This window comes from Pseudomonas sp. TH39(2020), from assembly GCF_016650715.1.
Taxonomy (GTDB): Bacteria; Pseudomonadota; Gammaproteobacteria; order Pseudomonadales; family Pseudomonadaceae; genus Aquipseudomonas; species Aquipseudomonas mandelii_C.
On record NZ_JAEKFF010000003.1, the window covers coordinates 159,516 to 183,697 of the forward strand.

Annotated in this window: 19 protein-coding genes; 6 read left to right on the forward strand and 13 right to left on the reverse strand. The window is 60.4% G+C overall.

Annotated features, from left to right (window positions below):
* Positions 1-76 precede the first annotated feature (76 nt).
* Positions 77-688: an FMN-dependent NADH-azoreductase gene (locus JFU47_RS03205; RefSeq protein WP_201180767.1), complete on the forward strand. Its 612-nt coding sequence runs from the start codon at positions 77-79 to the stop codon at positions 686-688.
* A 179-nt stretch (positions 689-867) separates the two neighbouring features.
* On the forward strand, positions 868-1,905 hold the full coding sequence (locus tag JFU47_RS03210) for an alpha/beta hydrolase family protein (RefSeq protein ID WP_201180768.1): 1,038 nt from the start codon (positions 868-870) through the stop codon (positions 1,903-1,905).
* 127 nt (positions 1,906-2,032) lie between these two features.
* On the opposite strand, the gene JFU47_RS03215 is transcribed toward JFU47_RS03210, so the two are convergent.
* Together JFU47_RS03215 and JFU47_RS03220 are read right to left on the reverse strand one after the other, a co-directional pair.
* Positions 2,033-3,220, reverse strand: coding sequence for an MFS transporter (locus JFU47_RS03215; RefSeq protein WP_201180769.1), 1,188 nt, complete (start codon positions 3,218-3,220; stop codon positions 2,033-2,035).
* 245 nt (positions 3,221-3,465) lie between these two features.
* Positions 3,466-5,055: an ABC-F family ATPase gene (locus JFU47_RS03220; protein WP_123365020.1), complete on the reverse strand. Its 1,590-nt coding sequence runs from the start codon at positions 5,053-5,055 to the stop codon at positions 3,466-3,468.
* Between the two features lie 496 nt (positions 5,056-5,551).
* On the opposite strand from JFU47_RS03220, the gene lpxO reads away from it, so the two are divergent.
* The gene (gene lpxO, locus JFU47_RS03225) at positions 5,552-6,451 is read left to right on the forward strand and encodes a lipid A hydroxylase LpxO (protein ID WP_201180771.1); all 900 of its coding nucleotides are present in this window, start codon (positions 5,552-5,554) and stop codon (positions 6,449-6,451) included.
* 120 nt (positions 6,452-6,571) lie between these two features.
* Here the strand turns inward: lpxO and ku are convergent, their stop codons facing one another.
* Positions 6,572-7,420 carry a non-homologous end joining protein Ku gene (gene ku / locus JFU47_RS03230; RefSeq protein ID WP_201180779.1) on the reverse strand — a complete coding sequence of 283 codons (849 nt, stop codon included), beginning with the start codon at positions 7,418-7,420 and terminating at the stop codon, positions 6,572-6,574.
* 203 nt (positions 7,421-7,623) lie between these two features.
* Here ku and JFU47_RS03235 point away from each other — a divergent pair, with 203 nt between their 5' ends.
* Together JFU47_RS03235 and JFU47_RS03240 are read left to right on the forward strand one after the other, a co-directional pair.
* Entirely contained in the window at positions 7,624-7,980 is a 357-nt protein-coding gene (locus JFU47_RS03235; protein WP_201180782.1) for a hypothetical protein, read from the forward strand.
* Positions 7,981-8,031: 51 nt separating this feature from the next.
* Positions 8,032-9,183 (forward strand): PQQ-dependent sugar dehydrogenase, encoded by a 1,152-nt coding sequence (locus JFU47_RS03240; RefSeq protein ID WP_201180789.1) that lies wholly within the window; start codon positions 8,032-8,034, stop codon positions 9,181-9,183.
* Between the two features lie 181 nt (positions 9,184-9,364).
* Here the strand turns inward: JFU47_RS03240 and JFU47_RS03245 are convergent, their stop codons facing one another.
* From JFU47_RS03245 to JFU47_RS03255, 3 genes are read right to left on the reverse strand one after another with little or no spacing between them, the layout of a single operon-like run.
* The gene (locus JFU47_RS03245) at positions 9,365-9,961 is read right to left on the reverse strand and encodes a glutathione S-transferase (protein WP_201180791.1); all 597 of its coding nucleotides are present in this window, start codon (positions 9,959-9,961) and stop codon (positions 9,365-9,367) included.
* Positions 9,958-13,599 (reverse strand): AAA family ATPase, encoded by a 3,642-nt coding sequence (locus tag JFU47_RS03250; protein WP_201180793.1) that lies wholly within the window; start codon positions 13,597-13,599, stop codon positions 9,958-9,960. Before JFU47_RS03250 ends, JFU47_RS03245 begins: the two co-directional genes overlap by 4 nt.
* Complete coding sequence (locus JFU47_RS03255) at positions 13,596-14,840, reverse strand: exonuclease SbcCD subunit D C-terminal domain-containing protein (RefSeq protein ID WP_201180796.1); 1,245 nt, start codon at positions 14,838-14,840, stop codon at positions 13,596-13,598. The genes JFU47_RS03250 and JFU47_RS03255 overlap by 4 nt, the downstream gene beginning before the upstream one ends.
* A 200-nt stretch (positions 14,841-15,040) precedes the next feature.
* Between JFU47_RS03255 and JFU47_RS03260 the strand changes: the two genes are divergently transcribed.
* The gene (locus JFU47_RS03260; RefSeq protein ID WP_201180799.1) at positions 15,041-16,624 is read left to right on the forward strand and encodes an ABC-F family ATP-binding cassette domain-containing protein; all 1,584 of its coding nucleotides are present in this window, start codon (positions 15,041-15,043) and stop codon (positions 16,622-16,624) included.
* A 6-nt stretch (positions 16,625-16,630) separates the two neighbouring features.
* On the opposite strand, the gene JFU47_RS03265 is transcribed toward JFU47_RS03260, so the two are convergent.
* The 7 genes from JFU47_RS03265 to JFU47_RS03295 form a co-directional block, all read right to left on the reverse strand.
* Entirely contained in the window at positions 16,631-18,271 is a 1,641-nt protein-coding gene (locus tag JFU47_RS03265) for a BatD family protein (protein ID WP_201180808.1), read from the reverse strand.
* Positions 18,268-20,007, reverse strand: a complete 1,740-nt coding sequence (locus tag JFU47_RS03270) for a tetratricopeptide repeat protein (RefSeq protein ID WP_201180818.1) — start codon at positions 20,005-20,007, stop codon at positions 18,268-18,270. Before JFU47_RS03270 ends, JFU47_RS03265 begins: the two co-directional genes overlap by 4 nt.
* Entirely contained in the window at positions 20,004-21,080 is a 1,077-nt protein-coding gene (locus tag JFU47_RS03275) for a vWA domain-containing protein (RefSeq protein WP_123364149.1), read from the reverse strand. The genes JFU47_RS03270 and JFU47_RS03275 overlap by 4 nt, the downstream gene beginning before the upstream one ends.
* The gene (locus JFU47_RS03280; protein ID WP_140894489.1) at positions 21,073-21,567 is read right to left on the reverse strand and encodes a DUF4381 domain-containing protein; all 495 of its coding nucleotides are present in this window, start codon (positions 21,565-21,567) and stop codon (positions 21,073-21,075) included. Before JFU47_RS03280 ends, JFU47_RS03275 begins: the two co-directional genes overlap by 8 nt.
* Positions 21,564-22,508: a DUF58 domain-containing protein gene (locus JFU47_RS03285; RefSeq protein ID WP_140679006.1), complete on the reverse strand. Its 945-nt coding sequence runs from the start codon at positions 22,506-22,508 to the stop codon at positions 21,564-21,566. Before JFU47_RS03285 ends, JFU47_RS03280 begins: the two co-directional genes overlap by 4 nt.
* Positions 22,509-22,513: 5 nt before the next feature.
* Positions 22,514-23,473: an AAA family ATPase gene (locus JFU47_RS03290; RefSeq protein WP_008150800.1), complete on the reverse strand. Its 960-nt coding sequence runs from the start codon at positions 23,471-23,473 to the stop codon at positions 22,514-22,516.
* 292 nt (positions 23,474-23,765) lie between these two features.
* On the reverse strand, positions 23,766-24,119 hold the full coding sequence (locus JFU47_RS03295; RefSeq protein ID WP_140679004.1) for a hypothetical protein: 354 nt from the start codon (positions 24,117-24,119) through the stop codon (positions 23,766-23,768).
* Positions 24,120-24,182: the final 63 nt, after the last annotated feature.

Sequence of the window (24,182 nt, forward strand, 5' to 3'; positions counted from 1 at the left end):
TAATCAGCTATTGGTTTCGCCTGTAGGATTCTCCCCATCAGATCGCTTCGTAGCGATCCTCACCTGGAGATCCCACATGAAACTGCTGCATATCGATTCGAGCATTCTTGGTGACAACTCGGCTTCCCGTCAGCTGAGCAGCGAAGTCGTTAAAGCCTGGCAAACCGCCGAGCCGACTGCCGTGGTGACCTACCGCGACCTGGCAGCCGATGCCATCAGCCATTTCTCCGCCACGACTCTGGTTGCCGCCGGCACCACCGCTGAACTGCGTAACGCCGCGCAGCAACACGAAGCCGAGCTGAGCGCCACCACCCTGGCCGAATTCCTCGCCGCCGATGCCGTGGTGATTGCAGCTCCGATGTACAACTTCACTATCCCGACTCAACTCAAGGCCTGGATCGACCGCATCGCCGTTGCCGGTCAGACCTTCCATTACACCGAAGCCGGCCCTGAAGGCCTGTGCGGTGGCAAGAAAGTCGTCATCGTATCGACTTCCGGCGGTCTGCATGCTGGTCAGGCAACAGGTGTGGCACACGAAGAGTATTTGAAAGTCCTGTTCGGCTTCCTCGGTATCACTGACATCGAGTTCGTCCGTGCCCATGGCCTGGCCTACGGTGACGATGTCCGCACCAAAGCCATGAGCGACGCACACACACAAATCAGTGAGCAGCTGTTCGCCGCCGCGTAAGGCGTGTGTAAAGAAAATCAAACAGCTCGAGCAACATCCAAAAAACTCTGTATTCTGATCACGCAAGTGTCAGATGCGGAGTTTTTTGTTTCTGGCTGTTTCTGAATTTCATTAAATAGTGGCCCGAGTTATGCAGTCGAGGGTTAACGTCCCCGGTCAGTAGCCAGGTGGAGCCTTCCATGGTGCGTCTTTGTGCAACCTTACTGATTTGCCTGCTCAGCAGCCTGAACTCAGTGCACGCCGCGCCTGCGCCGCATCCTCACTGGAGCGTCGGCTTCCATGAGATGAGCTTTCTCGACCCTCTGGACTTGCAGCCGATGCGCGCCATCGCCTTCTATCCCTCCAGCGACAAGGAGCACTCCAGCATCCTCGAGGGCTACACGGTCGAAGCGGGCGAAGACACCCGAGTCGCCATCGGTCGTTTCCCGATGCTGATGCTGTCCCACGGCAACACCGGAACACCGCTGGCCTTGCACGACCTCGCCACGTCGCTGGCACGCAAAGGGTTTGTGGTGGTGGCGGTGATCCATCCCGGCGACAACTCCAAAGACCACAGCCGTCTCGGTACGTTAAGTAACCTTTATGGTCGGCCCATCCAGATTTCCGAAGCCATTACCGAGACGCTGGGCGACCGTATGCTCGCGCCCTTCGTCAACGCCGATCAGGTGGGTGTGATCGGCTATTCGGCGGGTGGGGAGACTGCGCTGATTCTGTCCGGCGCGACACCAGACCTGGACCGTCTGCGCCGCTATTGTCAGGAACGCCCGGACGACCGCGATGCCTGCAACACCCAAGGCGAATTGATTGCTGACCGTGATGACTTGCAACCGGTGGCAGACCCGCGGGTTCGCGCCTTGCTGCTCATGGCGCCGCTGAGCCTGAAGTTTGGCCGCCATACCCTGGCCGACGTGCATGTGCCGGTGCTGCTCTACAGCGGCGACGGCGACAAACTGGTGGCGTTCGACAAGAATGCCGCCGCCCTCGCGCGCAAACTGCCGATCGCGCCGGACTTCAAGTTGCTGGCCGGGGCAGGGCACTTCGTGTTCCTGGCGCCTTGCAACGAAGAGCAAATCATCGCCATGCCGGCGCTGTGCACCGATGCCGATGGCGTCGACCGCAAAGACATCCATCGCACCATGGTGTCCGAGGCCGGGCGTTTCTTCGCTCACGCGCTTGCCAAGCCGAGCCGGGCCGGGATGCAGACCGCCGATCAGTAATGCATCGAACACTGCATAACCCCTGTGGGAGCGAGCCTGCTCGCGAAAGCGGTGTGTCAGACGACTAATGTGTTGAATGTGATTCCGTCTTCGCGAGCAGGCTCGCTCCCACAGTGAATTGTGAGTGTCAGGCCATCGCGCGGCGTTTCAGTAACAACGTCAAACCGAGGCCAGTCACCGACAACAACGCCGCGCTGAAGAAAATCCACGAGTACCCCAGATTCAACGCCACGGCGCCCATCAACGGCCCGGCAATCGCCAGCGCCAGGTCGAAAAACACCGCGTAAGCACTCAATCCCGCCCCGCGACTGGAATTGGGCACTTGCTTGATCGCTTCGACCCCCAGCGCCGGATACACCAGCGACAGACCGAACCCGGTCAGGCCTGCGCCGATCAGCGCATAACCGGTCGAAGGCGCGAGCCACAGCAACACCAGGCCCACCGTTTCAATGCTCATACAGGCAACGGCCGAGGTGAACCCACCGAAACGGCTGATGCTGGAGATGAACAACAGTCGCGCCAGAATGAAACATACGCCGAACACCGTCAGGCAGTAAGCCGCGCCGGCCCAGCCACGGCTGACGTAATACAGGGTAATAAAGGTGGTTAACGTGCCATAACCGATGGAGGCGAGGCTCAGGCTCGCGCCGAACGGCGCAATGCGCCCGAACACCGCCCAGAACGGCAGGCGCTCGCCGCGAATCACTGGCACCGAGGGTTTGTTTCGGATCAGCAACAACGCCGCCAGCGCCAGCACCGAAAGCGCGATCCCAAGACTGGCAAATCCCAGCTCGCCAACCATCACCACGCCCAGCGGCGCACCAATGGCGATGGCGCCATAGGAGGCGATGCCGTTCCAGGAGATCGATCGCGCGGTATGTTCCGCGCCCACCTGACCCATGCACCAACTGATGGTGCCGACCCCGATCAAGCCCTGGGCAATCCCCAGCAACAAGCGGCCGGCGATCAGGATTAGCAGGCTCAGCAACGGAAAGCTTTGCAGCAGCGTTGAAATCAACGTCAGCACGCCGCTCAACACAATCCCCGATAACCCGTAAACAATCGCCCGCTTGGTGCCGATGCTGTCCGACAGCCGCCCGGCCATCGGGCGGCTGAGCAGGGTGGCCAGGTATTGCGAGCCGATGGTCAGCCCCGCGATGATCGCGCTGAAACCCAGCTGTTCGTGGACATACCCCGGCAACACCGCAATCGGCAGACCGATGCAGAGGAAGGCAATAAAGGTATAAAAGACGATGGAGACGATCTGTAGGGTGATCGTCATGGAGCTTTGCGGTGGCAGTTGCTGCACGGACATGAGGGCTCGTTCGCGGGCGGCGGTAGGAGAACTGCATCATGGCGCGGGCGCTAAATAAAAGAAAGCAGGCTAACTATACTCGTAGGGTTTGAGGACCTCTTCGCGAGCTCGCTCCCACAGTTGGAACGCATTTCCCTGTGGGAGCGAGCCTGCTCGCGAAGGTTTCTGAACCAAAGTATCCCTTTACCCTTGAATGCAAAAAGCCCCGTCACAAGGACAGGGCTTTTCAGTTGCTGCAGGGCTATTTAGAACACAACGCCCTGGCTACGCAGGTAATCATCATAGGTGCCGCTGAAGTCGATCACGCCGCTGGCGCTCAATTCGATGATGCGGGTGGCCAGGGACGATACGAACTCACGGTCGTGGCTGACGAAGATCAGCGTGCCCGGGTAGTTCTCCAGCGCCAGGTTCAGCGCCTCGATGGATTCCATGTCCAAGTGGTTGGTCGGTTCGTCCATGATCAGCACGTTCGGCTTTTGCAGGATCAGCTTGCCGAAGAGCATGCGACCTTGCTCACCACCGGAGATGACCTTGACCGACTTGAGGATCTCGTCGTTGGAGAACAGCATACGGCCGAGGGTGCCGCGAACGATTTGCTCGCCGCCCTGGGTCCATTGGCCCATCCAGTCGAACAGGTTGCAGTCGTCTTCGAAGTCGTGCGCGTGGTCCTGGGCGTAGTAGCCCAGTTCCGCGGCGTCGGTCCACTTCACGGTACCGGCATCCGGGGTCAGTTCATTGACCAGGGTGCGCAGCAGGGTGGTTTTACCGATACCGTTCGGGCCGATGATCGCCACGCGCTCGCCAGCTTCAACCTGGAAGCTGAAGTCCTTGAACAGTGTCTTGCCGTCGAAGCCTTTGGCCATGCGCTCGACGATGACCGCTTGACGGTGCAGCTTCTTGGTTTGTTCGAAACGGATGAACGGGCTCACACGGCTCGAAGGCTTGACTTCGGCCAGTTGGATCTTGTCGATCGCCTTCGCGCGGGAAGTGGCCTGCTTGGCTTTCGAGGCGTTGGCCGAGAAGCGGCTGACGAACGATTGCAGTTCCGAGATCTGTGCTTTCTTCTTGGCGTTGTCCGACAGCAGTTGCTCGCGGGACTGGGTCGCCACGGTCATGTACTCGTCGTAGTTGCCCGGGAACAGGCGCAGCTCGCCGTAATCCAGGTCAGCCATGTGGGTGCACACGCTGTTCAGGAAGTGACGGTCGTGAGAGATGATGATCATCAGGCTGGAGCGCTGGGTCAGGATGTTTTCCAGCCAGCGGATGGTATTGATGTCCAGGTGGTTGGTCGGTTCGTCGAGCAACAGCACTTCAGGATCGGAGAACAGCGCCTGGGCCAGCAATACGCGCAGTTTCCAGCCTGGGGACACTTCGCTCATCGGGCCGAAGTGCTGCTCGATGCCGATACCCAGGCCCAGCAGCAGTTCGCCAGCACGGGACTCGGCGGTGTAGCCGTCCATTTCGGCGAATTCGGTTTCCAGTTCTGCAACGGCCATGCCGTCTTCTTCGGTCATTTCCGGCAGCGAGTAGATACGGTCGCGCTCGGCCTTGACCTTCCACAGCTCTTCGTGACCCATGATCACGGTATCGATCACGGTGAATTCTTCGTAGGCGAACTGGTCCTGGCGCAATTTACCCAGACGCACGTTCGGCTCGAGCATGACCTGGCCGCCGGACGGCTCGAGGTCATTGCCGAGGATTTTCATGAAAGTCGACTTGCCGCAACCGTTGGCGCCGATCAGGCCGTAGCGGTTGCCCGCGGCGAATTTGACCGAAACGTTTTCGAATAGCGGCTTGGCGCCGAACTGCATCGTGATGTTAGCTGTAGAGATCAAAGGTTTTTCCTGCGAAGCATTCAGAGTAGCTAGGGTTGCGGCAGTACCGATTCAGTACCCGTTTCCGTTATTCGAACCACAGGAAATGCATCCCGGTCAGAAGCGGAAGGTCCATCTGGCAATAAGTGGACAGCAGCATATGGAGCGCTTGGCCCGAGTCGAAGTGCGCTGAGACGGGGTTCATTCCCGTCATCAACCAAGGGGGGCGCGTAATGTTTGGCGGCGATTGTACTGGTCTGGCTCTTTAAACGATAGGGCGTTAAGGCCGCACGGCCACTTTGGCAGCATCAGTGGACAGATTTTCACATCTGAAGGTTAACTATTGGTTACAAACTGTGGCTAAAATGCCATCTATCCACCCGATGCCGACAGGCGGCATAGGCTCGAGGACGCGCCATCGGGACCGTTGTTTCGTATTCAGACACTGCACAAGACCCTTGGGCTGATTGGCCGGCAAGGGACGCAGTTTGTTCATTTCTGACGTGTGACGATTTTTGTGAAATTGATCATTGCAGCTATTTACGTTGTATCCATTGCATACGTCCACCTGCGCGGACGCGTGCGCCACAAGCTGGGCCGCCAGTTGAGCGACCACTCGACGTTTCTGGCGCCGATCAACTGCTTCCTTTATCTGTTCTCGAAGATCCCCAACAAGCCTTATCTGAACCCGGCAGACTTTCCCGATCTGAGTCCGTTGCAAGACCATTGGGAAGAAATTCGCGCCGAGGGCCAGAACCTGCTTAGGGCCGGGGAGATCAAGCGCTCGAATCAATACGACGACGTCGGCTTCAATTCGTTCTTCAAGACGGGCTGGAAACGTTTCTACCTGAAGTGGTACGGCGACAGCCATCCTTCGGCCATGAAACTTTGCCCGCGCACCACCGAACTGGTGCAAAGCATCGGCTCGGTCAAGGCTGCGATGTTCGCCGAGCTGCCACAGGGTTCCAAACTGGTCCGTCATCGCGATCCGTATGCCGGTTCCTACCGTTATCACCTGGGTCTGGAAACGCCGAACTCTGCCGGTTGCTACATCAACGTCGATGGCGAGAACTACCACTGGCGCGACGGCGAAGCGGTCATGTTCGATGAGACCTTCATTCATTACGCCGAAAACACCACCGAGCAGAACCGCATCATTCTGTTCTGCGACGTTGAGCGGCCGATGAAGTATCGCTGGGCGGCGGTGTTCAATGGCTGGTTCAGCCGTAATGTGATGTCGGCGGCGGGCGCACCGAACGATACGGGTGACAAGACCGGCGGTATCAACCGCTTGTTCGCCAAAATCTACAAGATTCGCCTTCGCGGCAAAGCGCTCAAGAAGCGTAACCGCAAGCTTTACTACCTCGAAAAGTGGGCGATTTTTGGTGGCTTGCTGGCGATTATCGTCTTGATCTGATTTCCGTGTCGTGACGTATGACGCCTTCGCGAGCAGGCTCGCTCCCACAGTTAATCGCGATCACCTGTGGGAGCGAGCCTGCTCGCGAAGAGGGCCTAACATTCACCGCACAACCTTCAATCAGCCACGAGAAGACTTCGTGGCTTTTTTGTTTGCGGCCGGCTTCGTTTTTCCCGTGCTCTTGCCGCCGAGGCTGCGTTTAAGCAACTCGGTCAGATCGATAACATCCGCAGTTTTACGCTCCTCTTCGCCAGTCGCCGTTTCGACATCTTCGATTTTTCCTTCGTTGGCCTTTCTCTCCACCAAGGCCATGATCTTGTCTTCAAAACTGTCGCGATAATCCTCGGGTTTCCAGTCTGCGCTCATGTCCTGAACCAGTCGTTTGGCCATGTCGAGTTCACCTTTGGCCAGTTCGGGCTTGGTGACTTCACTGCCCAGCTCAAGCGTATCCAGACTTCGCACTTCGGCAGGCCAGCGCAGCATCACCAATACCATCGCCGATTCCAGCGGCATGAGCGCGGCAAGGTGTTGGCGCGTGTGCAGCACAACATGGGCGAGGGCGACTTTATTGGTTTTGCTTAACGTTTCGCGCAACAGCGCATAGACCTTGCCACCGCGTTTATCCGGCGCGAGGTAGTAGGGCGTATCGATGTTTTGCAGGGGGATCTGCTCGCTGTCGACAAAGGAAAAGATGTCGATGGTCTGAGTGGACAGAGGGTGCGCCGACTTGATTTCCTCTTCGCTGAGGACCACATACCGACCCTTTTCATACTGCACACCTTTAACGATGTGTTCCTTGGTCACTTCCTTGCCGGTGACCTTGTTGACGCGCTTGTAGCCCACCGGGTCCATGCTGCGGCTGTCGAGCCAGTCGAAATCCACCCCTTGCGAGGACGTCGCCGAGACCAGCGCCACAGGGATATGCACCAGACCGAAACTGATCGCGCCTTTCCAGATTGCCCGTGCCATGGTCGTCTTCTCGCGAGTGATGTTCAGGTGACCCGTGCCGCTGTGCAAAAGTTTCAGCGGGCTGCGACCCGGTCCTGCGGGCGTATCGGCGGTCGGGTCAACTCGTGTTACATCTTGTGAAGGAGGTTTTAGTTAACAAATCCGAACCCCGGGCGTAGCGTGATATCGAAGTTCCTATCCACGCTGATGTCCAGAGGCTCCCCATGAACAGATTTGTGCTCGGCTGCACCGCGTTGGCGTTGAGTGGCGTGCTGAGCGATCTGGCCCAGGCTGACACCGCATCGCCACCTTCTTCATTGCTGTTGGCCCAGAGCCCGACGGGCCAGACCAGCAATCCTTACAACAGCCCGATTCGCCGGGCCAATCCCAACAGCATGCAAGGCACGCAACCCAGCGCGCCGGCCATTCGTGGGCCGAACACAGTGCCCATGCCGCGGCCACCGACCCTTGATAATGGTGGCATCGGCAACCGTTATCCTCAGGACCGGCCGCCTCCCGCCACCCCACCGAAATTCATTCCCAACCCACCTCATCGAGACGCAGACACCAGCAACCGTTGAACGGCACGACAGCGATCTTGCCAGCCATTCGAACGACAAAAGGAATCGTGCATGTTGCGTAAAACCCTTCTGGCCGCACTGTGTGCCAGCGCACTGATCATCGTCGCGGCGCCCGTTTTCGCGGCGCCGACCCAGCATTTGAAAAGCGAACAGGGCACCCTTGAGGTGACGACAATGACCAAGGGGCTCGAACATCCTTGGGCTTTGGCGTTTCTTCCCGATCGCCAAGGGATGCTGGTGACCGAACGGCCCGGCAACCTGCGGGTGGTCAGCGCTGACGGTAAACTTTCCGCTCCGCTCAGTGGCGTGCCAAAGGTTTGGGCCAAAGGGCAGGGAGGCTTGCTGGATGTGGTGTTGTCGCCCGACTTCAAGCAAGACCGCACAGTCTATCTGTCGTATGCCGAAGGGGGTGGTGAGGGCGACAAGGCCGGGACGGCGGTCGGGCGCGGACATTTGTCCGACGACCTGACGGCCCTCAAGGATTTCAAAGTGATCTTCCGTCAGGAACCCAAGCTTTCAGTCGGTAACCACTTCGGCTCCAGGTTGGTGTTTGATCGCGACGGCTATCTGTTTATCACCCTTGGCGAGAACAATGACCGGCCGACCGCCCAAGACCTCGACAAGCTGCAAGGCAAGGTCGTGCGGATCTACCCGGACGGCAAGGTGCCGGATGACAACCCCTTTGTCGGTCAGGCCGGCGTACGCCCGGAAATCTGGTCCTACGGTCATCGCAATCCACAAGGCGCGGCGCTCAATCCCTGGACCGGCACCCTCTGGGAAAACGAGCACGGTCCCCAGGGTGGCGATGAAATCAACATCATCGAGCGAGGCAAGAACTATGGCTGGCCGATGGCAACCCATGGCATCAACTATTCCGGCCAGCCGATACCGGAAGCCAAGGGCAAGTCCGCCGAAGGCACCGTCGCCCCGCACCATGTCTGGGAAAAGTCCCCCGGCCTCAGCGGCATGGCGTTCTACGACGCTGACCGTTTCAAGGCCTGGCAGCACAACGTGTTTATCGGCGCGTTAGTGAACCAGGAGTTGATCCGCTTGCAGTTCGATGGCGACAGGGTGGTTCACGAAGAGCGCTTGCTCGGTGAACTCAACAAGCGCATTCGCGATGTGCGGCAAGGGCCGGACGGGTATTTGTATGTGCTGACCGATGAGGACGATGGGGCACTTTACAAGATCGGACTGAAGTAACCGATTCCCATAGCAGCTGGCGCAGCCTGCGTTCGGTTCGGGCCGCGTTCGGACGCAGCAGTCGTGAAACCAGAGCACGCGGTCTTCCAGATAAATCTGACATAACGGATTTGCGACTGCTGCGTCCGAACGCGGCCCGAACCGAACGCAGGCTTCGCCAGCTGCTACAGGGGCGGTGCGGCTACTTGACCATTACGCCAATAAACAACTCCGACTCCAGAAACCGCTGCAACCAGGCCTGCAAACGGTGATAGGGCGACTGCCCGAACCACTCGCGATCCACATGGGCGAATTGCCGCACGAACGGCATCAGCGCCACATCCGCCAGGCTCGGATGCGCGGCCAGCAAGTAGTCGCGTCCCTCCAGCAACTCATCGAGCCTGCGCAAAAACACTTCACCCTCGGCGCGATAAAACGCCATTGGCTGCTCGGGGTATCGCTCGGCGTACTTGTAGCGATTCAGATGCACCTTGAACACCTGATCGTTTTCTTCGATCAGCCCAGCGATGAGTTGCTGCCCGACAGGATCATCTTTGAGCAACCAATCCTGCGGATCGCTCTGCGCCAACGCCCAGTGCATGATCGCCAGGCTTTCATCGATCACCTGACCGTCGATGCTCAGCACCGGCACGGTGCCTTTGCTCGACAGTGCCAGCATTTCGGCAGGTTTGGCCTTCAGACTGACCTCGACAATATTCACCGTTATGCCGCAGTAGCGCAGGGCCATGCGCGCCCGCATCGCATAGGGGCAGCGGCGGAAAGAATACAGCGTAGTCATTTCACCTCCAGCGTACTCAGGCCGTTGCCCTGACGGCGGACCTGAATCTGCACCGGAATCCGTTCATGCATTTCCTGCACGTGTGAAATCACCGCGACTTTTCGTCCCTGCGCCTGCAAGCCGTCGAGAGCATCCATGGCCAGTTGCAGGGATTCCGGATCGAGGCTGCCGAAGCCTTCGTCGATGAACAACGATTCGATTTTCAGCGTGCTCGATGCCATTGATGCCAGGCCCAAGGCCAGGGCCAGCGACACCAGGAACGTCTCGCCGCCGGACAACGAATGCACCGAACGCAGTTCATCACCCATCTCGGTGTCCATCACCAACAACCCGAGCATGCTGCCGCCACGTTTGAGGCGATAGCGCCGCACCAGTTGCCGCAACTGAACGTTGGCGTGATGCACCAGCAGGTCGAGGTTGTAGGCTTGGGCGATCTTGCGGAAGGTGTCGCCCGTGGCCGAACCGATCAGTGCATTCAAACGTGCCCAGCGCTGGTATTCGGTGTAGGCGTCGGCGATCTGCTGAGCGAGGGCCTGATTGGCGTTTTGCCGGCGCTGATCTTCGGCCTGTTCGGCGCGCAGTTCGGCGCAACGGTGTTCGCTGGCGGTGAACAGGTTTTGCAACTCGGCAAGCGCTGTTGCCAGCTGTTCGGTGTCGAGATTGCCGTTGTGCTGTGCTTGATGATTGAGCAGACGCTGATCGCGTTCCTGCAACAGAACCTTGGTCTGTTCGATGGCTTTTTCGCTTTGCTGCAATTGCTGACGCAGCTCGCTGACCTGCTGGTCGTCGACAGTCAGTAGATCTTCCAGACCACCGTCATCCAGTTCCGGATGCAATGCACGCCAGTCGGCAATCTTGCCGCTCAGCTCGCGATCTTCGGTGTCCAGTGCCTGGGAGCGTTCTTGCTGCGCCTTGAGTTCGGCGCCCAGCTGCACCAGCCGCGTGCGCACGGTTTGCAGTTCCTGATTGGCCGTGGCTTCGGCATTGCGCGCCTGTTCGACGGCTTGATCCAGTTGCTGCTGCCATTGCTCGGCGCTGGCGTGTTTGCCGAGCAATTGCGTGAGTTTTTGCTGGCAGGCCTGTTGCTGGTCGGCGAGGGCGGTGAACTGCTGGCGGGCCGTTTCCAACTGCTGGAGGCGAGTGAGTTGGCGGTCCTGTTCTTTCTCCAGCGTCTGTTGCCGTTGTTGCTGTTCGCTGAGCTCATCGCGTTGCTGATCGAGTTGTTCCAGACGTTGGGTGATCTGCCGGTCCAGTTGCATGAAGGTCGCGGCCGGTTCGTTGCGCAGCGCTTGCAGCGTATCGGCCGGGAGCAGGGTGCTGAACGCCGTCAACTCCTCGTCCAGGCGCTGGCGATCACTGCTCAATTCACGTTGCTGGTTGGCCAGGTGCTGGGCAGCTTGCTGGCTCGCCGCTTCGGCGCTACGCAATTGCTGTTGAAGGCGCGCGGCGTCCTGTTGCAGGGTGAGCAGGGCGGTTTGCCGTTGTTCGTCCTGAGTGATGCTCTGGTTTAGCTGACTGCTTTGCTGCGTCAGCCAGGCATCGCGTTTGAGCGCATCCTGCGTGAGCAGCTGCGCAGATAACGGATGTGCTTCAAGGCTCGGTGCCAGGCTCTGTTGCTGAGTCGCGAGGTGTTCTTGCTGTTGCAGCAACTCCTTTTGCTGAGCAATCACACCGCCCACTTCACCACGCAGTTCAGTGAGTTTTTCTTTCAACAGGTCGACGGCTTTCTGGGCGTTGGCCTGTTCGCTTTCATCATGTCGACCAAGGCTCTGCAGCAGTGCTTCGGGCTGATGATAAGGATGGTCGGGGCTGCCACAGACCGGGCACGGCTGATCGTCCTGCAACTGCTCGCGCAGTTCTTCGACGCTGGCGCTGCGGGCCAGGCGCTGGCGTTCCAGCAGTTCGCGGGTGACGGTCAGGGTCTGTTCGGCAACGACCAATTCGTTCTTGGTTTTTACACCGTCCTGAGTCAGACGTTCTCGTTCTTGCTGAGCGGTCAGCTGGCGCTGCTGGAGTTCGGACGCGCGCTTGTCCAGTTCCTGCTGACTGGCCCACAGGCGTGTCAGCTCTTCAAAGGCCCGCTGCTGCTTGCGGTTATCCTGCAACAGACTCCCTAGAATCTGGATCTGCTCGGCCACCGCTTCCGGTTCGGCGCCGACCTCCTTGTACAGCACTTCAAGGCTCTGGCGCTGAGTGGACAGATCCTCGGCAGCGCGAGCGGCGCTTTGTTCCAGGGCGGCCAGTTCAGCCTGGCCCTTGTTCAGGCGATTGCCGATCAGCATCAGCTGTTGCAGGCGATCACGGTAGGCGTTCCAGGCGTTGCTCAACGGCGCCAGAGGAGTGCTTTGCTCAAGCTCCCCGGCAATCCGCTGCAAACGTTCGGCGACCTGTTTCTGTTGGTCCAGCAAGCCTTGGATCGTGTTTTGGCCCTGAGTGCAGGCCAATTCCGCCTGCTGCTTGAGATCGGCACTGAGACTGGCGTCCTTGACCAGGCGAGCGAGGGTGCTTTGCTCTTCGAAGGCCTGACGCAGCAACGGAGCGCTGGAGGCGTGTTGGCCTTGGGCGTCGTCCCGTGCAGTCTGCGCAGCGCTCAGGCTGTGTTCGAGTTGCGCCTGGCGCTCATTCAGGTCGGTTTGCTGTTGGGTGTGCTGCTGAATCTGCGCGGCCAGCGGTGTGAGCTGGGCAGTGAGTTCTGTTTTGCGGGCGAACTGGTGGCGTTGCGGGGCCAGTTGCTCCAGGCGAGTCAGCTTCAAACGTTCGCCGGCCAGAACTTCCCAACGCTGCTGGGCTGATTGCAACTGCTCGGTGGCGCTCTGCTGCTCGTCCTGCAATTGACGCAGGTCCTTGAGCCAGGTGTGTTGCAGCTCCAATTGCTTGAGTTGCGCTTGCTGGGTCTTGAGTTGTTGCTGCGCCTCGCTGAAGCGTTCATCGAGCTCTGCCCGAGCTTCTGGCGACAACGGCGTCACGCCGGTGGCCTGGTCCTGCAGCAGCTTGTGGGTATCGCGAGCTTCTTTGGTTTTGTCGAAAGCCCGGCGACCGAGGCGCGTATAGAGCGCGGTGTCGGTGAGTTTTTCCAGCAGTTCGCTACGTTCGTTGTCGTTAGCCTTGAGAAAAGCACTGAATTCACTCTGGGCCAGCAGCACCGCGCGGGTGAATTGCTCGAAGTTCAGGCCCAGTACGGATTCGAGCTGGATTTTGAATTCAACTTTCTGACTGGCCAGCAGTTGATCCAGATCGATGTCGCGCAAACTCTGACGGCTGGCTTGCAGCTTGCCGCCGGCCTTCTCGCGGGCGCGGTTAGCTTCCCAGCGAGCGCGGTAGCGTCGGCCATCGATGCCAACGAAATCGACTTCGGCATAACCTTCACCCGTGCCGCGACGCAGCAGCGTGCGGGGGTCGCCGGTGCTGATCTCGCCGTCGGCGTCTGGCGCTTTGGCAGACACCTGAGCATTGCTAAGCCGAGGCACAGCACCGAACAGCGCCAGACACAAGGCGTCGAGCAAGGTGCTTTTACCGGCGCCGGTCGGCCCGGTGATCGCGAACAGACCGGCGCTGGCCAACGGCTCAGCGGTAAAGTCGATTTCAAAAGGCCCGGCCAGTGAGGCGAGGTTTTTCAGGCGGATCGCGAGGATCTTCATGGTTGTTCGCTCTCCATCTGCACGTCTTGCAACAGCTCGGCGAAGTCCTTGAGGGTTTGCTCGTCGACCTCGCTGCCGTAGTTGTCCTGCCAGGCGCGGCTGAACAGTTCCTGGGGTGAGAGCTGGTCGAGTTCAATCAAGGTCGTGCCGTCATCGACGCCATCGCGACTGCCATTGCCGGCGTATTCAGCGGCGATCCGCACCAGACGCACGGCTTTGCCTTGCAGGGCGGTTTCCACTTGATAACGCAAGTCGGGTTGCGGCTCATCGAGGCGCACCCGAACTTCCAGCCACGGCTGGCGCTGGATATCGGCCAGCAGGTCGATGTTCGGTAAGTCGGCCAATTGCAGCAGGATTTCGGCCAATGGCGCGGGACCGATGCGTTGCAGATTCACCGCCCGGGGGATCAGTTTGGGTTCGACGCTGACCAGGGTTTCGCCCTCGAGTTTGATGTCGAGAATCTGGTGCTGATAGCCGATCTCGGAGAACGACAAAGGAATCGGCGAGCCGCTGTAGCGGATGCGCTCTTCGCCATTGACCTTCTGCGGCTTGTGCAAATGACCGAGGGCGACGTAACTGATGCTCGGCCCGAACAGGCTGGCGGGCAGCGCTTCGGCGTTACCGATGATCAGGCTGCGTTCGGAGTCTTCCGAGACCGATCCGCCGGCCATGTGCGCGTGGCTGATGGCGATCAGGGCCTGGCCCGATTTGCGCTTGGCATTGGCGGCTTCGATCAGCCATTCGTGAACCTGACCGATGCCGCGCAGGTAGTTGTCACCCAAATGCGCGCCGGTCACTTCGGCGGGGCGCAGGAACGGCAGCGCCAGGCACCAGGCGACGGTTTTGCCTTTGGCATCCGGCAATGGCAGCAGCAGGCGCTCGGCGTCGAGTTGACCGTCATCCAGCCACAGCACACGGCCCAGCGCATGCGTGCGCAAACGCCGCATCAACGGCGCGGGCAGTTCAATGCGCGAGCCGGAATCGTGGTTGCCGGCGATCATCACGATGGTCAGCTTCGGCTGTTGTTCATGGGCGCTGACGATGAAATCGTAGAGCCGTTCCTGGGCTTTGACCGGCGGATTGACCGTGTCGAAGATATCGCCGGCGATCAGCAGCACATCAGGCTGGTCCAGCTTCAGCTGGCGCAACAGCCATTCGAGAAAGCAGGCGTGTTCGAAATCGCGCTCCTGGCCGTGCAGGTTCTGCCCGAGGTGCCAGTCGGAGGTGTGAAACAGACGCAAGGTGAACTCCGTAGGAAATAAGTGATGGCCGCGAGGAAAATGATGGCGGCTAAAGGGGAGGGAGTTTACTGGCAAAAGACCGGGGATGCTGAAAGCCTTGAAAGATTGCCTGTCGATTGGGTGGTACAGCTTCAGTATGGTAGAGGGCAGTCGAACGCTGTTGCGAAGCATCAGGGAGTTTTAATGTTTAAGGAGGCGTCATGACCCAACGGTTACTTCAACTTGATCAAGTGTCGTTCAACCTGCCCGACGGGCGCGTTCTGTTCGATCACTTGAACCACACCTTCAGTACCAAGGCCACGGGAATCGTGGGCGCCAATGGCTGTGGCAAGTCCTTGCTTGACCGGCTCCTGACGGGGGAGCAACTGCCCACCAGTGGCATCGTCCGTCGCGAAGGGCGGGTTTACGCCGTGGCGCAGTTACTGGAACCCGAGCGCTATCCCAGCGTTGCCGCGCTGGCCGGGGTCGCCCCTATTCTGGCGGCGCTGGATCGCATTGCCCAAGGCAGCGTCGACGATGACGACCATTCGCTGGCTGTCGACCAATGGGATTGCGCCACACGCCTTGAGGCGGAACTGCAGCAGATCGGCCTGGGTCATTTGAATGCCGACGCGCGCACCGACGCACTCAGTGGTGGCGAACGGCAACGGGTGGCGCTGCTGGGGGCGTGGTTATCCAGAGCCGACTGGCTCATTTTGGATGAGCCCAGCAACCACCTGGATATTGATCAGCAACACAAGCTTGCGCAGCAGATCGATCGCTGGCCCAACGGCCTGGTGTTGATCAGCCACGACCGGGGCCTTCTGGAGCACGTGAACGAAATTGTCGAGCTTTCGCCCTTGGGCCTGGCGGTTTATGGCGGCAACTACAGTCAGTATGCGGCGGCGCGCGAGCAAGAACAGCAGTCGTTCCAGTCGGCATTGCAAGGGGAGCGGGCGCAGGCCAAGCGTGAGCAACGTGAGATGGCCGTGCAGATGGAGCGTCAGCAACGGCGTAATGCGCGCGGCGACCGTCAGGCCCGTGACGGCAATCAGACCAAGCTGATCACAAACGCCCAGAAAGAGCGCAGTGAAAACAGTCAGGGAAAATTGCGCCTCAATCAACAGGTGGCCCGGGAGCAGCAGCAACAACGGATCGCCGAGGCCCGTGCGCGGTGTGCGCCGGACATTCAACGCATGATGTTGTCTCCGGAAAGCGTAGTGCCCAATGGCAAGCTGATATTGCAGCTCAATGACGTAGTGCTGCCGTTCGGTTACGCGGCCCCGGTCAATCTGACGCTGACGGGGCCTATGCGCATGGCAATCCTGGGCGCCAATGGCAGCGGCAAGTCGACCCTGTTGCGAGTTATCGCCGGCCAACTGCCGGTGCGCGAAGGCGAACTCATCCGCAGTTGCCATGTTGGCTGGCTGGATCAACACGCCGGATTACAGTACCCCGAACGCACGGCGGTGCAATGGCTCTACGAGAGTAATCCGGAGTTGCCCGAAGCCGAGGCGCGAACCCGCCTGGCCCAGATGGGAATTGATGCGAATCGTGCGATGCTCAAGACCTGCCAGCTAAGCGGTGGTGAACGCCTGAAAATAGCACTGGCTGCGCAGCTATATGCACAGCGACCACCGCAATTGCTGTTGCTGGACGAACCGGACAACCATTTGGACCTGCCCAGTCGATTCGCGCTGGAGCAGATGCTCAATCAGTACCAAGGGGCATTGATCGTCGTCTCACACGACAGCGCTTTTTTACAGGCCATTCATCTGGACGCCGAGTACCATCTCGACAGCTAGGGACAGTTACTTCGGATAAAGCGGCGGCAGTCCACTGTCGCCCACCGGGTCCTGAACCCGCTCGGCAATCGGAATCGCCTTGATCGCCCGCCACAGATCTTCACCTTGCCAATGCTGGCCGGTTTCGCTGTAGAGCGCGCCGTTCAAGCCGTCGAGGGCGTCGGACAACGGCACAAAGCGCGCCGCCATATCGGCCAGGGTTTCCGGTTGTTGTCGGGCCCAGGCGTCGAGGGCCTGACGGGTGGCGTGGGAGTCGTTGGCCTGACAGGCGCGCTTGAGATCGTCGAGCACGGTGCGCGGGCTCGGGCCGGTCTGCGCCGCGCGCAGGATCGCCGGTTGCCAGCGGGCGCGCCACCAGAGACCGAAGCCCAGCAGGGTAGTGCAGGCCAGGGTCAGGGTGCTGAGTTTCCACCACCAGAGGGCTTCGTTGTCGGCCGCGGAAAAGACTTGAGGCGTGCCGGCCGGGGTGTCGACCATCAGGCTCGGATTATTCGCCACTGGCAGGGTTTGGGCCGGCAGGCTGCTGTGGTCGAGGTGATCCTCGAAGGTGTTCCACCAGATCACTTCAACCGCTGGCAACTCGATTGCGCCGGCACGCGTTGGCACGAGGGCTTCACGGTCTTCGCGACTGCCGATCAGGCCTCGCTCGCTGTTCTGGTTGCCCAGCACCGGTTGATCCGGGTAGCGCCGCAAGCCGTTGACGTCGGTGGCGGGCAGCGGTGGCAATTGCGAACTGTCCAGACCCTCAGCCTTTACCGTCAGGCTGCGGGTCAACGAATCACCCACCTGTGCATGATCCGGTTCCGGGTTCCAGCTTTCGCTCAGGCTGAGGCTGCGGGCCGGCAGCCATGGCACGTCGGCCGGGTAGGTGACGGGTTTGGCCTTGACCGTCAGCAGAATCTCGGCGGAGCTGACCCGCATCAATTTGCCGGATTTCGGTGCCTGGGCGGCGGCGTCCTGGGCGGGCTGTGCGTCCACCAGTGCGGCATTGAATATCTGCGGCGGAATGATCAACTCACCGCTGTGTTGCGGGTAGATCGCGTAGCGCATCTCGATCACACCGTGGCGCAGGCCATTGATGTCTTTCTCGTAGGTGCGCGCCACGCCCAGTTGCTCGATGCGCACATCGGGGATTTGCAAAGGGGGCAGGCTGCTGTCGTCGTACAGCGACACCGAATGGTAGATGCGCAAGGTCAGGATCGCCTGGGCTTGTACGTACACGCTGTTTTGATCGAGGCTGGCGTCGATGAATACCGCGGCCCGTTTGTTCGGGCTGTCCTGGGTTTCAGTCTCGACCACTTGCACGGTGATCGGCTGGCTCTGCACGTCACCCAGTTTCAGTGACGGAATCACCACGCTGCCGTTCTGCCGAGGCAGTAGGGTGATGATCCAGCGGGTGGTCGCACGGTTGTCGCCGTTCAGGGTGGTCAACTGGTTGACCTGACGGGTGCCACGCACGTCGAACAACGGCTCCAGTGGTGTCAGATCAGGCTTGCCGAACTGGGTCACGTCGTTGGATTCCAGGGTCAGTTCAATCGTTTCGCCGCTGTTCAGGCGACTGCGATCCACACTGGCGACCAGCCCGGCTGCCTGGGCCTGAACAGTCCAGATCAGCAGTGCGAGCAAGAAAGTGGTGAAGCGGGTCATCGAGTTTTTCCCTGATCCTGATGTTGTTGCTGTTCGTACCAGAATTTGCGTCTGAGCAATTCACCCGGATCATCCGGGATCTTGCGCAGCCATTGCTCCAGCGCCTGGCGCTGTTCACCATCGATGCTGTCGCTGGCCGGGCGCATCGGTGGTCGGGTGTTGTCTTCATCCCCCAGCTCGCTGCCCGGGACGTCATTGGTGCCGGGTTTCGACGGGGTTTTGCTCTGTTGGTCGGCGTCCGTCGTGGCTTGTTGGTCGTCGGTTTTCGGTTCGCCATTATCCGACGGTTGAGTGGCCGCACCCGGCGGCGGTTCTTGCGTGGGGGGCTCGGTCTCATTGCCGGCGTTTTTGTCCGAATCAACGGGCGGTGGAGTGTTTTTCTGCTTGAGCAAACTTTCCACCAGCGCCTTGTTGGTCAGGGCCGGACGCAAATCCGGTTGACGCTCCAGCGCCTGTTCGTAGGCATCCAGCGCGGCTTCCAGCTCACCGCTTTTGGCCAGGGCGTTGCCACGATTGTAGTGGGCGTGGGCGTCGCTGCCTTCGGCGAACCGCTGGGCGGCGCCGCTGTAGTCGCCTGCCTCGTAGAGCGCGACACCTTGCCATTGTCGATCTTCGAAATGCTGCGCAGCCTCGGCCGGGCGCTTCTGCTTCAGCAAGATCAGACCCTGTTGGTCGGGTCGCAGCCACAAATCGTTGAAGTCGAAGGCATAACTCGGTTGTGGCAGCAAAAACAGCAGTGGCAAGCAGAACAGCCAGCCGCGACGACCGGCGCACGCCGCCAGCAGCAGCAATGGCAACAACAGCCAGTAACCCTGATCGGCCCACGTATCGAGGCGCAGGGTCTGACCGTCGTTGCGCAGCATGCGTGGTCCCTCGAGCAAGCCGAGTGCGCGCAAGTCGGTATCGTCCAGGCGCGCGTGGCGATAATGTCCGTCCAGGTCGTTGGCAAAGGCTTTCAGGCTGGGTTCGTCCAGATGTGGCACCAGAATCGCACCCTGGTCGTCCTTCAGGAAACTGCCGTCCTCCTGGGTGATCGGCGCGCCTTCGGCAGTGCCAATACCGAGCATCAGAAATTGTGTCGACTTGCCGTCCAGCGCCTGCCGAATTCCTTGGCGTTCCTCTTCGGTCAAGGTCGAACCGATCAGCAGGATCCGCCCATCACCGAGGGCGCCCTGTTCCAGCAGGGCAAGGGCCTTGGTCACTGCCAGATCGGCGCGATGTCCCATTTGGGGCATCAGCGAAGGCTTGAGGGCATCCAATAGATTGCGGCTGGTCGACAGGTCATCCGACAACGGCACCAGCGTGTGAGCGCTGCCGGCGTAGACGACGATCGCCGTCTGGGCATCGCTGCGGTGCTCCAGCAGGTCGAACAGCTTGCGCCGGGCCTGTTCCAGCCGGTTGGGTGGTACGTCGGTGGCGAGCATTTCCGGGGTCAGCTCAAGGACCACGACCAGCGGGTCGGCGGGTTTCTGGCTGGCTTGCTCGACACGTTCCCAGCTCGGCCCGAGCAACGCCAGAACGGTCAGCACCCAGGCACATCCCAGGATGACCCAGGGCAATTTGCTGTCGCGACCATTACCACCACTGAGCAACGCCGCATGGAAGGCCGGTGGCAGAATCATCTGCCAGCGCCCGGCGCGTTTCTGCCGATGCCAGAGTTGCCAGAGCAACCAGCCAAGCAATGGCAACAACAGCAGCCACCAGGGGCGGAACAAGTACGGCCAGAGTGCACTCATCGGCGCCTCCGCAGACGCAGGCGTTTAAGCCGCTGGCGCCAGTCGGGCAGTTGAGTTTGCAGAAGATCTTTGGTGAACAGTCGCCGCAACGGGTTGTCCGGCCAGCGCTCGCGAACCACCAACAGCATGCTCAACAGCAACGCCAGCGCCAAAGGCCAGTGGTACAACGCCTGTGCCGGGCGAGCCTGAGTCGGTTGCTGGGTCACCGGTTCCAGTTTGTCGAGGGTGTCCTTGATCGCTTGCAACTCCTTGTCATCATGGGCGCGAAAATACTGGCCGCCCGTGGCTTCGGCGATCGCCATCAAGGAGGGTTCATCGAGGTCAAGGCTCGGGTTGACCCCCAGGAAACCCAAAGTGCCGCTTTGCTCCGGATCGGCGCCGATACCGATCGGGTAGATTTTCACGCCTTCGCTGGCAGCCAGCCGCGCAGCCGTGAGCGGGTCGATTTGGCCACCGTTGTTGGCGCCGTCAGTGACCAGAATCAGTACGCGACTTTGTGCCGGGCGTTGGCGCAGGCGCTTGAGGGCCAGGCCAATGGCATCGCCGATGGCGGTGTTCTTGCCGGCGATGCCGATCCGCGCTTCGTCGAGCCACACGCGCACCGTGTGCCGGTCGAACGTCAGCGGTGCTTGCAGATAGGCCTGGCTGCCGAACAGGATCAGGCCGACGCGATCGCCGTCGCGACTTTCAAGGAAGTCACCGAGCAAGTGCTGAACCAGTGTGAGTCGACTGACGTCTTCGTCCTGCCACTGCATGTCGGGGAAATCCATCGAGCCAGACACGTCGACCGCTACCAGCAGATCGCGACCGCTGGCGGCGATGGGCAGCGGTTCGCCAAGCCATTGCGGGCGCGCCGCCGCGATCAGTAGCAACAGCCACAGCAGAATGAACGGTGCCTGTTGGCGCCAGGCCGGCAGGTTGGCCCGGGCGCGGCGGCGAGCCAGGCCTTCGAGGTCGCTGAGGAAGCTGACTTTGAGCGCCGGCTCGCCACTGTCGGCGACAGGCAGCACGATGCGCATCAGCCAGGGCAGCGGCAACAGGGAAAAGATCCACGGCCAGGCGAACTCAAACATGTTTACGAATCCAGGTATCGACCGCTTGAGTCAGGCCGGCGATGGCCTTGTCGTCGAGTTTGCATTCGGGTTTGTAGGCGCCTTCGACCAGCACCATCCAGCGGGTCAGACCGGCAGCCGGGCAACGATTGTCGAGGAATGCCAGCCATTTGCGCCCATTGAGGGTATGGCTCTGGCTGTAGGGGTAGTGGTTGCGGCACAGGCGTTTGAGCAAACCGTTGAGTTGCTGCAACCAGGCACCGGCCGGAGCGCCGTCGTAGGGTTTGGGCATCCGCGCGAGTTCTGCCAGGGCGGCAAGGCGCACCGGGTCCAGCGGTTGTTCGGCGCGCACGATCGGACGTTTGTTCGGAAGGAAGCGCCTTGCCTTCCACAGACCGAAACCGATCAGCGGCAGTAACACCAGCAATAGCCACCAGCCCGGTGCCGGTGGCCAGAATTCGATCGGTGGCGGGGAGATCAGTGGTTGCAGTTGATCGAGGCTGCTCATCGGCCTTTCCCCGGTTTCTGGGGGTTCAGGTACTCGCGCAGTTGCTCGACCATCTCACTCTGGGTACTCAGGGGCATCAGCAATACCCGCAGCTTCTGCGCCAGCAATTCCCAGCGAGCGATGCGCGCTTCGGCCTGGGCGCGATAGGTCTGGCGCAGCTCGAAGTTCAGGGTGTCGAGTTCCAGTTGCGCACCGCGTTCGGCGAAGCGTAAAAGGCCGGCGGCGGGCAAGGCGTGATCCAGTGGATCGGACACCGGCAGCAGCAATAGATCGCAATGCCGCGACAACAGGCTCAGCTGTTGTTCGGCGCCCTCGGTCAGGGCGCGTTCGTCGCAGATGATGATCACCAGGCTGCCGGGACGCAGTACTTCCCGGGCGCGGCGCAGGGCAATGTTGAAGGCGTCCCGGTCGGGCTCGTTTTCCGTATGCAGCGACTGATTGACCCGCACCAGACGGTTGAGCAATTGCAGCAGGCTCTGTTTGCTGCGTCGTGGCTTGATTTCATAGTGCTCGTTGTTGCCGAACACCAGTCCGCCGACCCGATCGTTATGACCCAGTGCGGCCCAGCCGATCAGGCTCGCGGCCTGGGCGGCGAGCACCGATTTGAACATCAGCCCCGAGCCGAAAAACAGCCGACGACTTTGCTCGACCATGATGAAAATCGGCCGCTCGCGCTCTTCATGGAACAGCTTGGTGTGGGGTTCCTGGGTGCGGGCGGTGACGCGCCAGTCGATGCTCCGCACGTCATCGCCGGCCTGATAGACCCGCACCTGATCGAAGTCCACCCCGCGCCCGCGCAGTTTGGAGTGGTGCAGGCCGATCAGCGGGCTGCGCTGGCTCGGTGTGGAAAACAGTTGCACTTCACGCACGCGATGGCGCATCTCGATCAGCTCGGCGAGGCTGACACGGATGCCCGGCTCGGGCGGCAGGAGGGCGTTCATCGGGGTCAAGCGACGGCTACGACGTCGAGAATCCGCTGGACCACCCGGTCCTGGTCGATGCCCGCGGCTTCGGCTTCAAAGGAAAGTATGATGCGATGGCGCAGTACGTCGAACAGCACGGCTTGAATGTCTTCCGGGCTGACGAAGTCGCGACCGGCCAGCCAGGCGTGGGCCCGGGCGCAACGGTCGAGGGCAATCGAACCGCGCGGGCTGGCGCCATAGGCGATCCACTCGGCCATCTCCGGGTCGAACTTGGCCGGGGTGCGCGTGGCCATGACCAGTTGCACCAGGTATTCCTCCACGGCGTCGGCCATGTACAAGCCGAGGATTTCCTTGCGCGCGGCAAAAATCGCCTGCTGGCTGACCCGGCGCTCGGGCTTGGTTTCGCCGTTCAGCGCTTCGCCACGGGCCTGTTGCAGGATCCGTCGTTCGACAGCGGCGTCCGGAAAGCCGATTTTTACGTGCATCAGGAAGCGGTCGAGCTGCGCTTCGGGCAGTGGATAGGTGCCTTCCTGCTCGATCGGGTTTTGCGTGGCCATCACCAAAAACAGCGGCGACAGCTCATACGTGCTGCGCCCGACGCTGACCTGGCGCTCGCCCATGGCTTCGAGCAGGGCCGACTGAACCTTGGCCGGGGCGCGGTTGATTTCGTCCGCCAGCACCAGGTTGTGGAAGATCGGACCTTGCTGGAACACGAAACTGCCGGTTTCCGGGCGATAGATTTCCGTACCGGTGATGTCGGCCGGCAACAGGTCGGGGGTGAACTGGATGCGATGGAACTGTGCTTCGATGCCTTCGGCAAGTTCTTTGATGGCCTTGGTCTTGGCCAGGCCTGGAGCGCCCTCGACCAGCATGTGGCCGTCGGCGAGCAAGGCGATGAGCAAGCGCTCGATGAGTTTTTCCTGGCCGAGAATCTGCGTTGAAAGAAAGGTTCGCAGCGCTAGCAGCGCTTCACGATGTTCCATCGATGACTGTTCCTGGAAAGGGTGACCGAAGACGTTCGAATAACGCCAGGGCTGGGGGCGTTACTTTAATCTATCGCGGGGGGCGGCGACTAACGGCATTTTGTGCAATCTGCGGGAAATGATTGGCGAAAGTGTTTGAAATTTGTATGGGTAGGGCGGGGTGGTGAACTATAGGGCCTCTTCGCGAGCAGGCTCGCTCCCACATTGGAATTGCACTGGATGCAAATCTTGTGTCCGCTGGAGATCCCCTGTGGGAGCGAGCCTGCTCGCGAAGGGGCCGGTCAAGGCACCCTCAAATCTCGCTGATATAGGTACCGGTGCCCTTGAGAATGTTCTGCAATGTCTCTTCCACTTCCAGCAGATCGCTCGCATCAGTGCTGTGAATGATTTCCAGCGAATCATCACCATTGAGCGCATCAGCGTCAGCGGCGGCGATTTCGATCAGCAGGCGGGTAGGGCTGAGGGTGACTTTTACGCCGTCCAGCGTCGAAGGCTCGCCGTCGAGGGTGATGTCCAGCGCGTCCTCGTCCGGGTAGCGGGTCATCAGGAACATATCGCCCTGATCGCTGTGGCAGCAGAGCATGGCCATGTTGTCTTCTTCGTCGTCGCACGGGTTGACGATCAAGAGGGCGGTGGTCATTTGCATGGGGAATTCCTGGCTCGACGAGCGTTGTGAAGACGAACAAAGGGCGATTCTGCCAGCCCTCGG

Bases quoted from the DNA above. Each gene is read 5' to 3' on its own strand.
- JFU47_RS03205 (WP_201180767.1), top strand. From the start codon at position 77: ATGAAACTGCTGCATATCGATTCGAGCATTCTTGGTGACAACTCGGCT.
- JFU47_RS03210 (WP_201180768.1), top strand. From the start codon at position 868: ATGGTGCGTCTTTGTGCAACCTTACTGATTTGCCTGCTCAGCAGCCTG.
- JFU47_RS03215 (WP_201180769.1), bottom strand. From the start codon at position 3,220: ATGTCCGTGCAGCAACTGCCACCGCAAAGCTCCATGACGATCACCCTA.
- ku (WP_201180779.1), bottom strand. From the start codon at position 7,420: ATGGCACGGGCAATCTGGAAAGGCGCGATCAGTTTCGGTCTGGTGCAT.
- JFU47_RS03235 (WP_201180782.1), top strand. From the start codon at position 7,624: ATGAACAGATTTGTGCTCGGCTGCACCGCGTTGGCGTTGAGTGGCGTG.
- JFU47_RS03240 (WP_201180789.1), top strand. From the start codon at position 8,032: ATGTTGCGTAAAACCCTTCTGGCCGCACTGTGTGCCAGCGCACTGATC.
- JFU47_RS03245 (WP_201180791.1), bottom strand. From the start codon at position 9,961: ATGACTACGCTGTATTCTTTCCGCCGCTGCCCCTATGCGATGCGGGCG.
- JFU47_RS03250 (WP_201180793.1), bottom strand. From the start codon at position 13,599: ATGAAGATCCTCGCGATCCGCCTGAAAAACCTCGCCTCACTGGCCGGG.
- JFU47_RS03260 (WP_201180799.1), top strand. From the start codon at position 15,041: ATGACCCAACGGTTACTTCAACTTGATCAAGTGTCGTTCAACCTGCCC.
- JFU47_RS03265 (WP_201180808.1), bottom strand. From the start codon at position 18,271: ATGACCCGCTTCACCACTTTCTTGCTCGCACTGCTGATCTGGACTGTT.
- JFU47_RS03270 (WP_201180818.1), bottom strand. From the start codon at position 20,007: ATGAGTGCACTCTGGCCGTACTTGTTCCGCCCCTGGTGGCTGCTGTTG.
- JFU47_RS03275 (WP_123364149.1), bottom strand. From the start codon at position 21,080: ATGTTTGAGTTCGCCTGGCCGTGGATCTTTTCCCTGTTGCCGCTGCCC.
- JFU47_RS03280 (WP_140894489.1), bottom strand. From the start codon at position 21,567: ATGAGCAGCCTCGATCAACTGCAACCACTGATCTCCCCGCCACCGATC.
- JFU47_RS03285 (WP_140679006.1), bottom strand. From the start codon at position 22,508: ATGAACGCCCTCCTGCCGCCCGAGCCGGGCATCCGTGTCAGCCTCGCC.
- JFU47_RS03290 (WP_008150800.1), bottom strand. From the start codon at position 23,473: ATGGAACATCGTGAAGCGCTGCTAGCGCTGCGAACCTTTCTTTCAACG.
- JFU47_RS03295 (WP_140679004.1), bottom strand. From the start codon at position 24,119: ATGCAAATGACCACCGCCCTCTTGATCGTCAACCCGTGCGACGACGAA.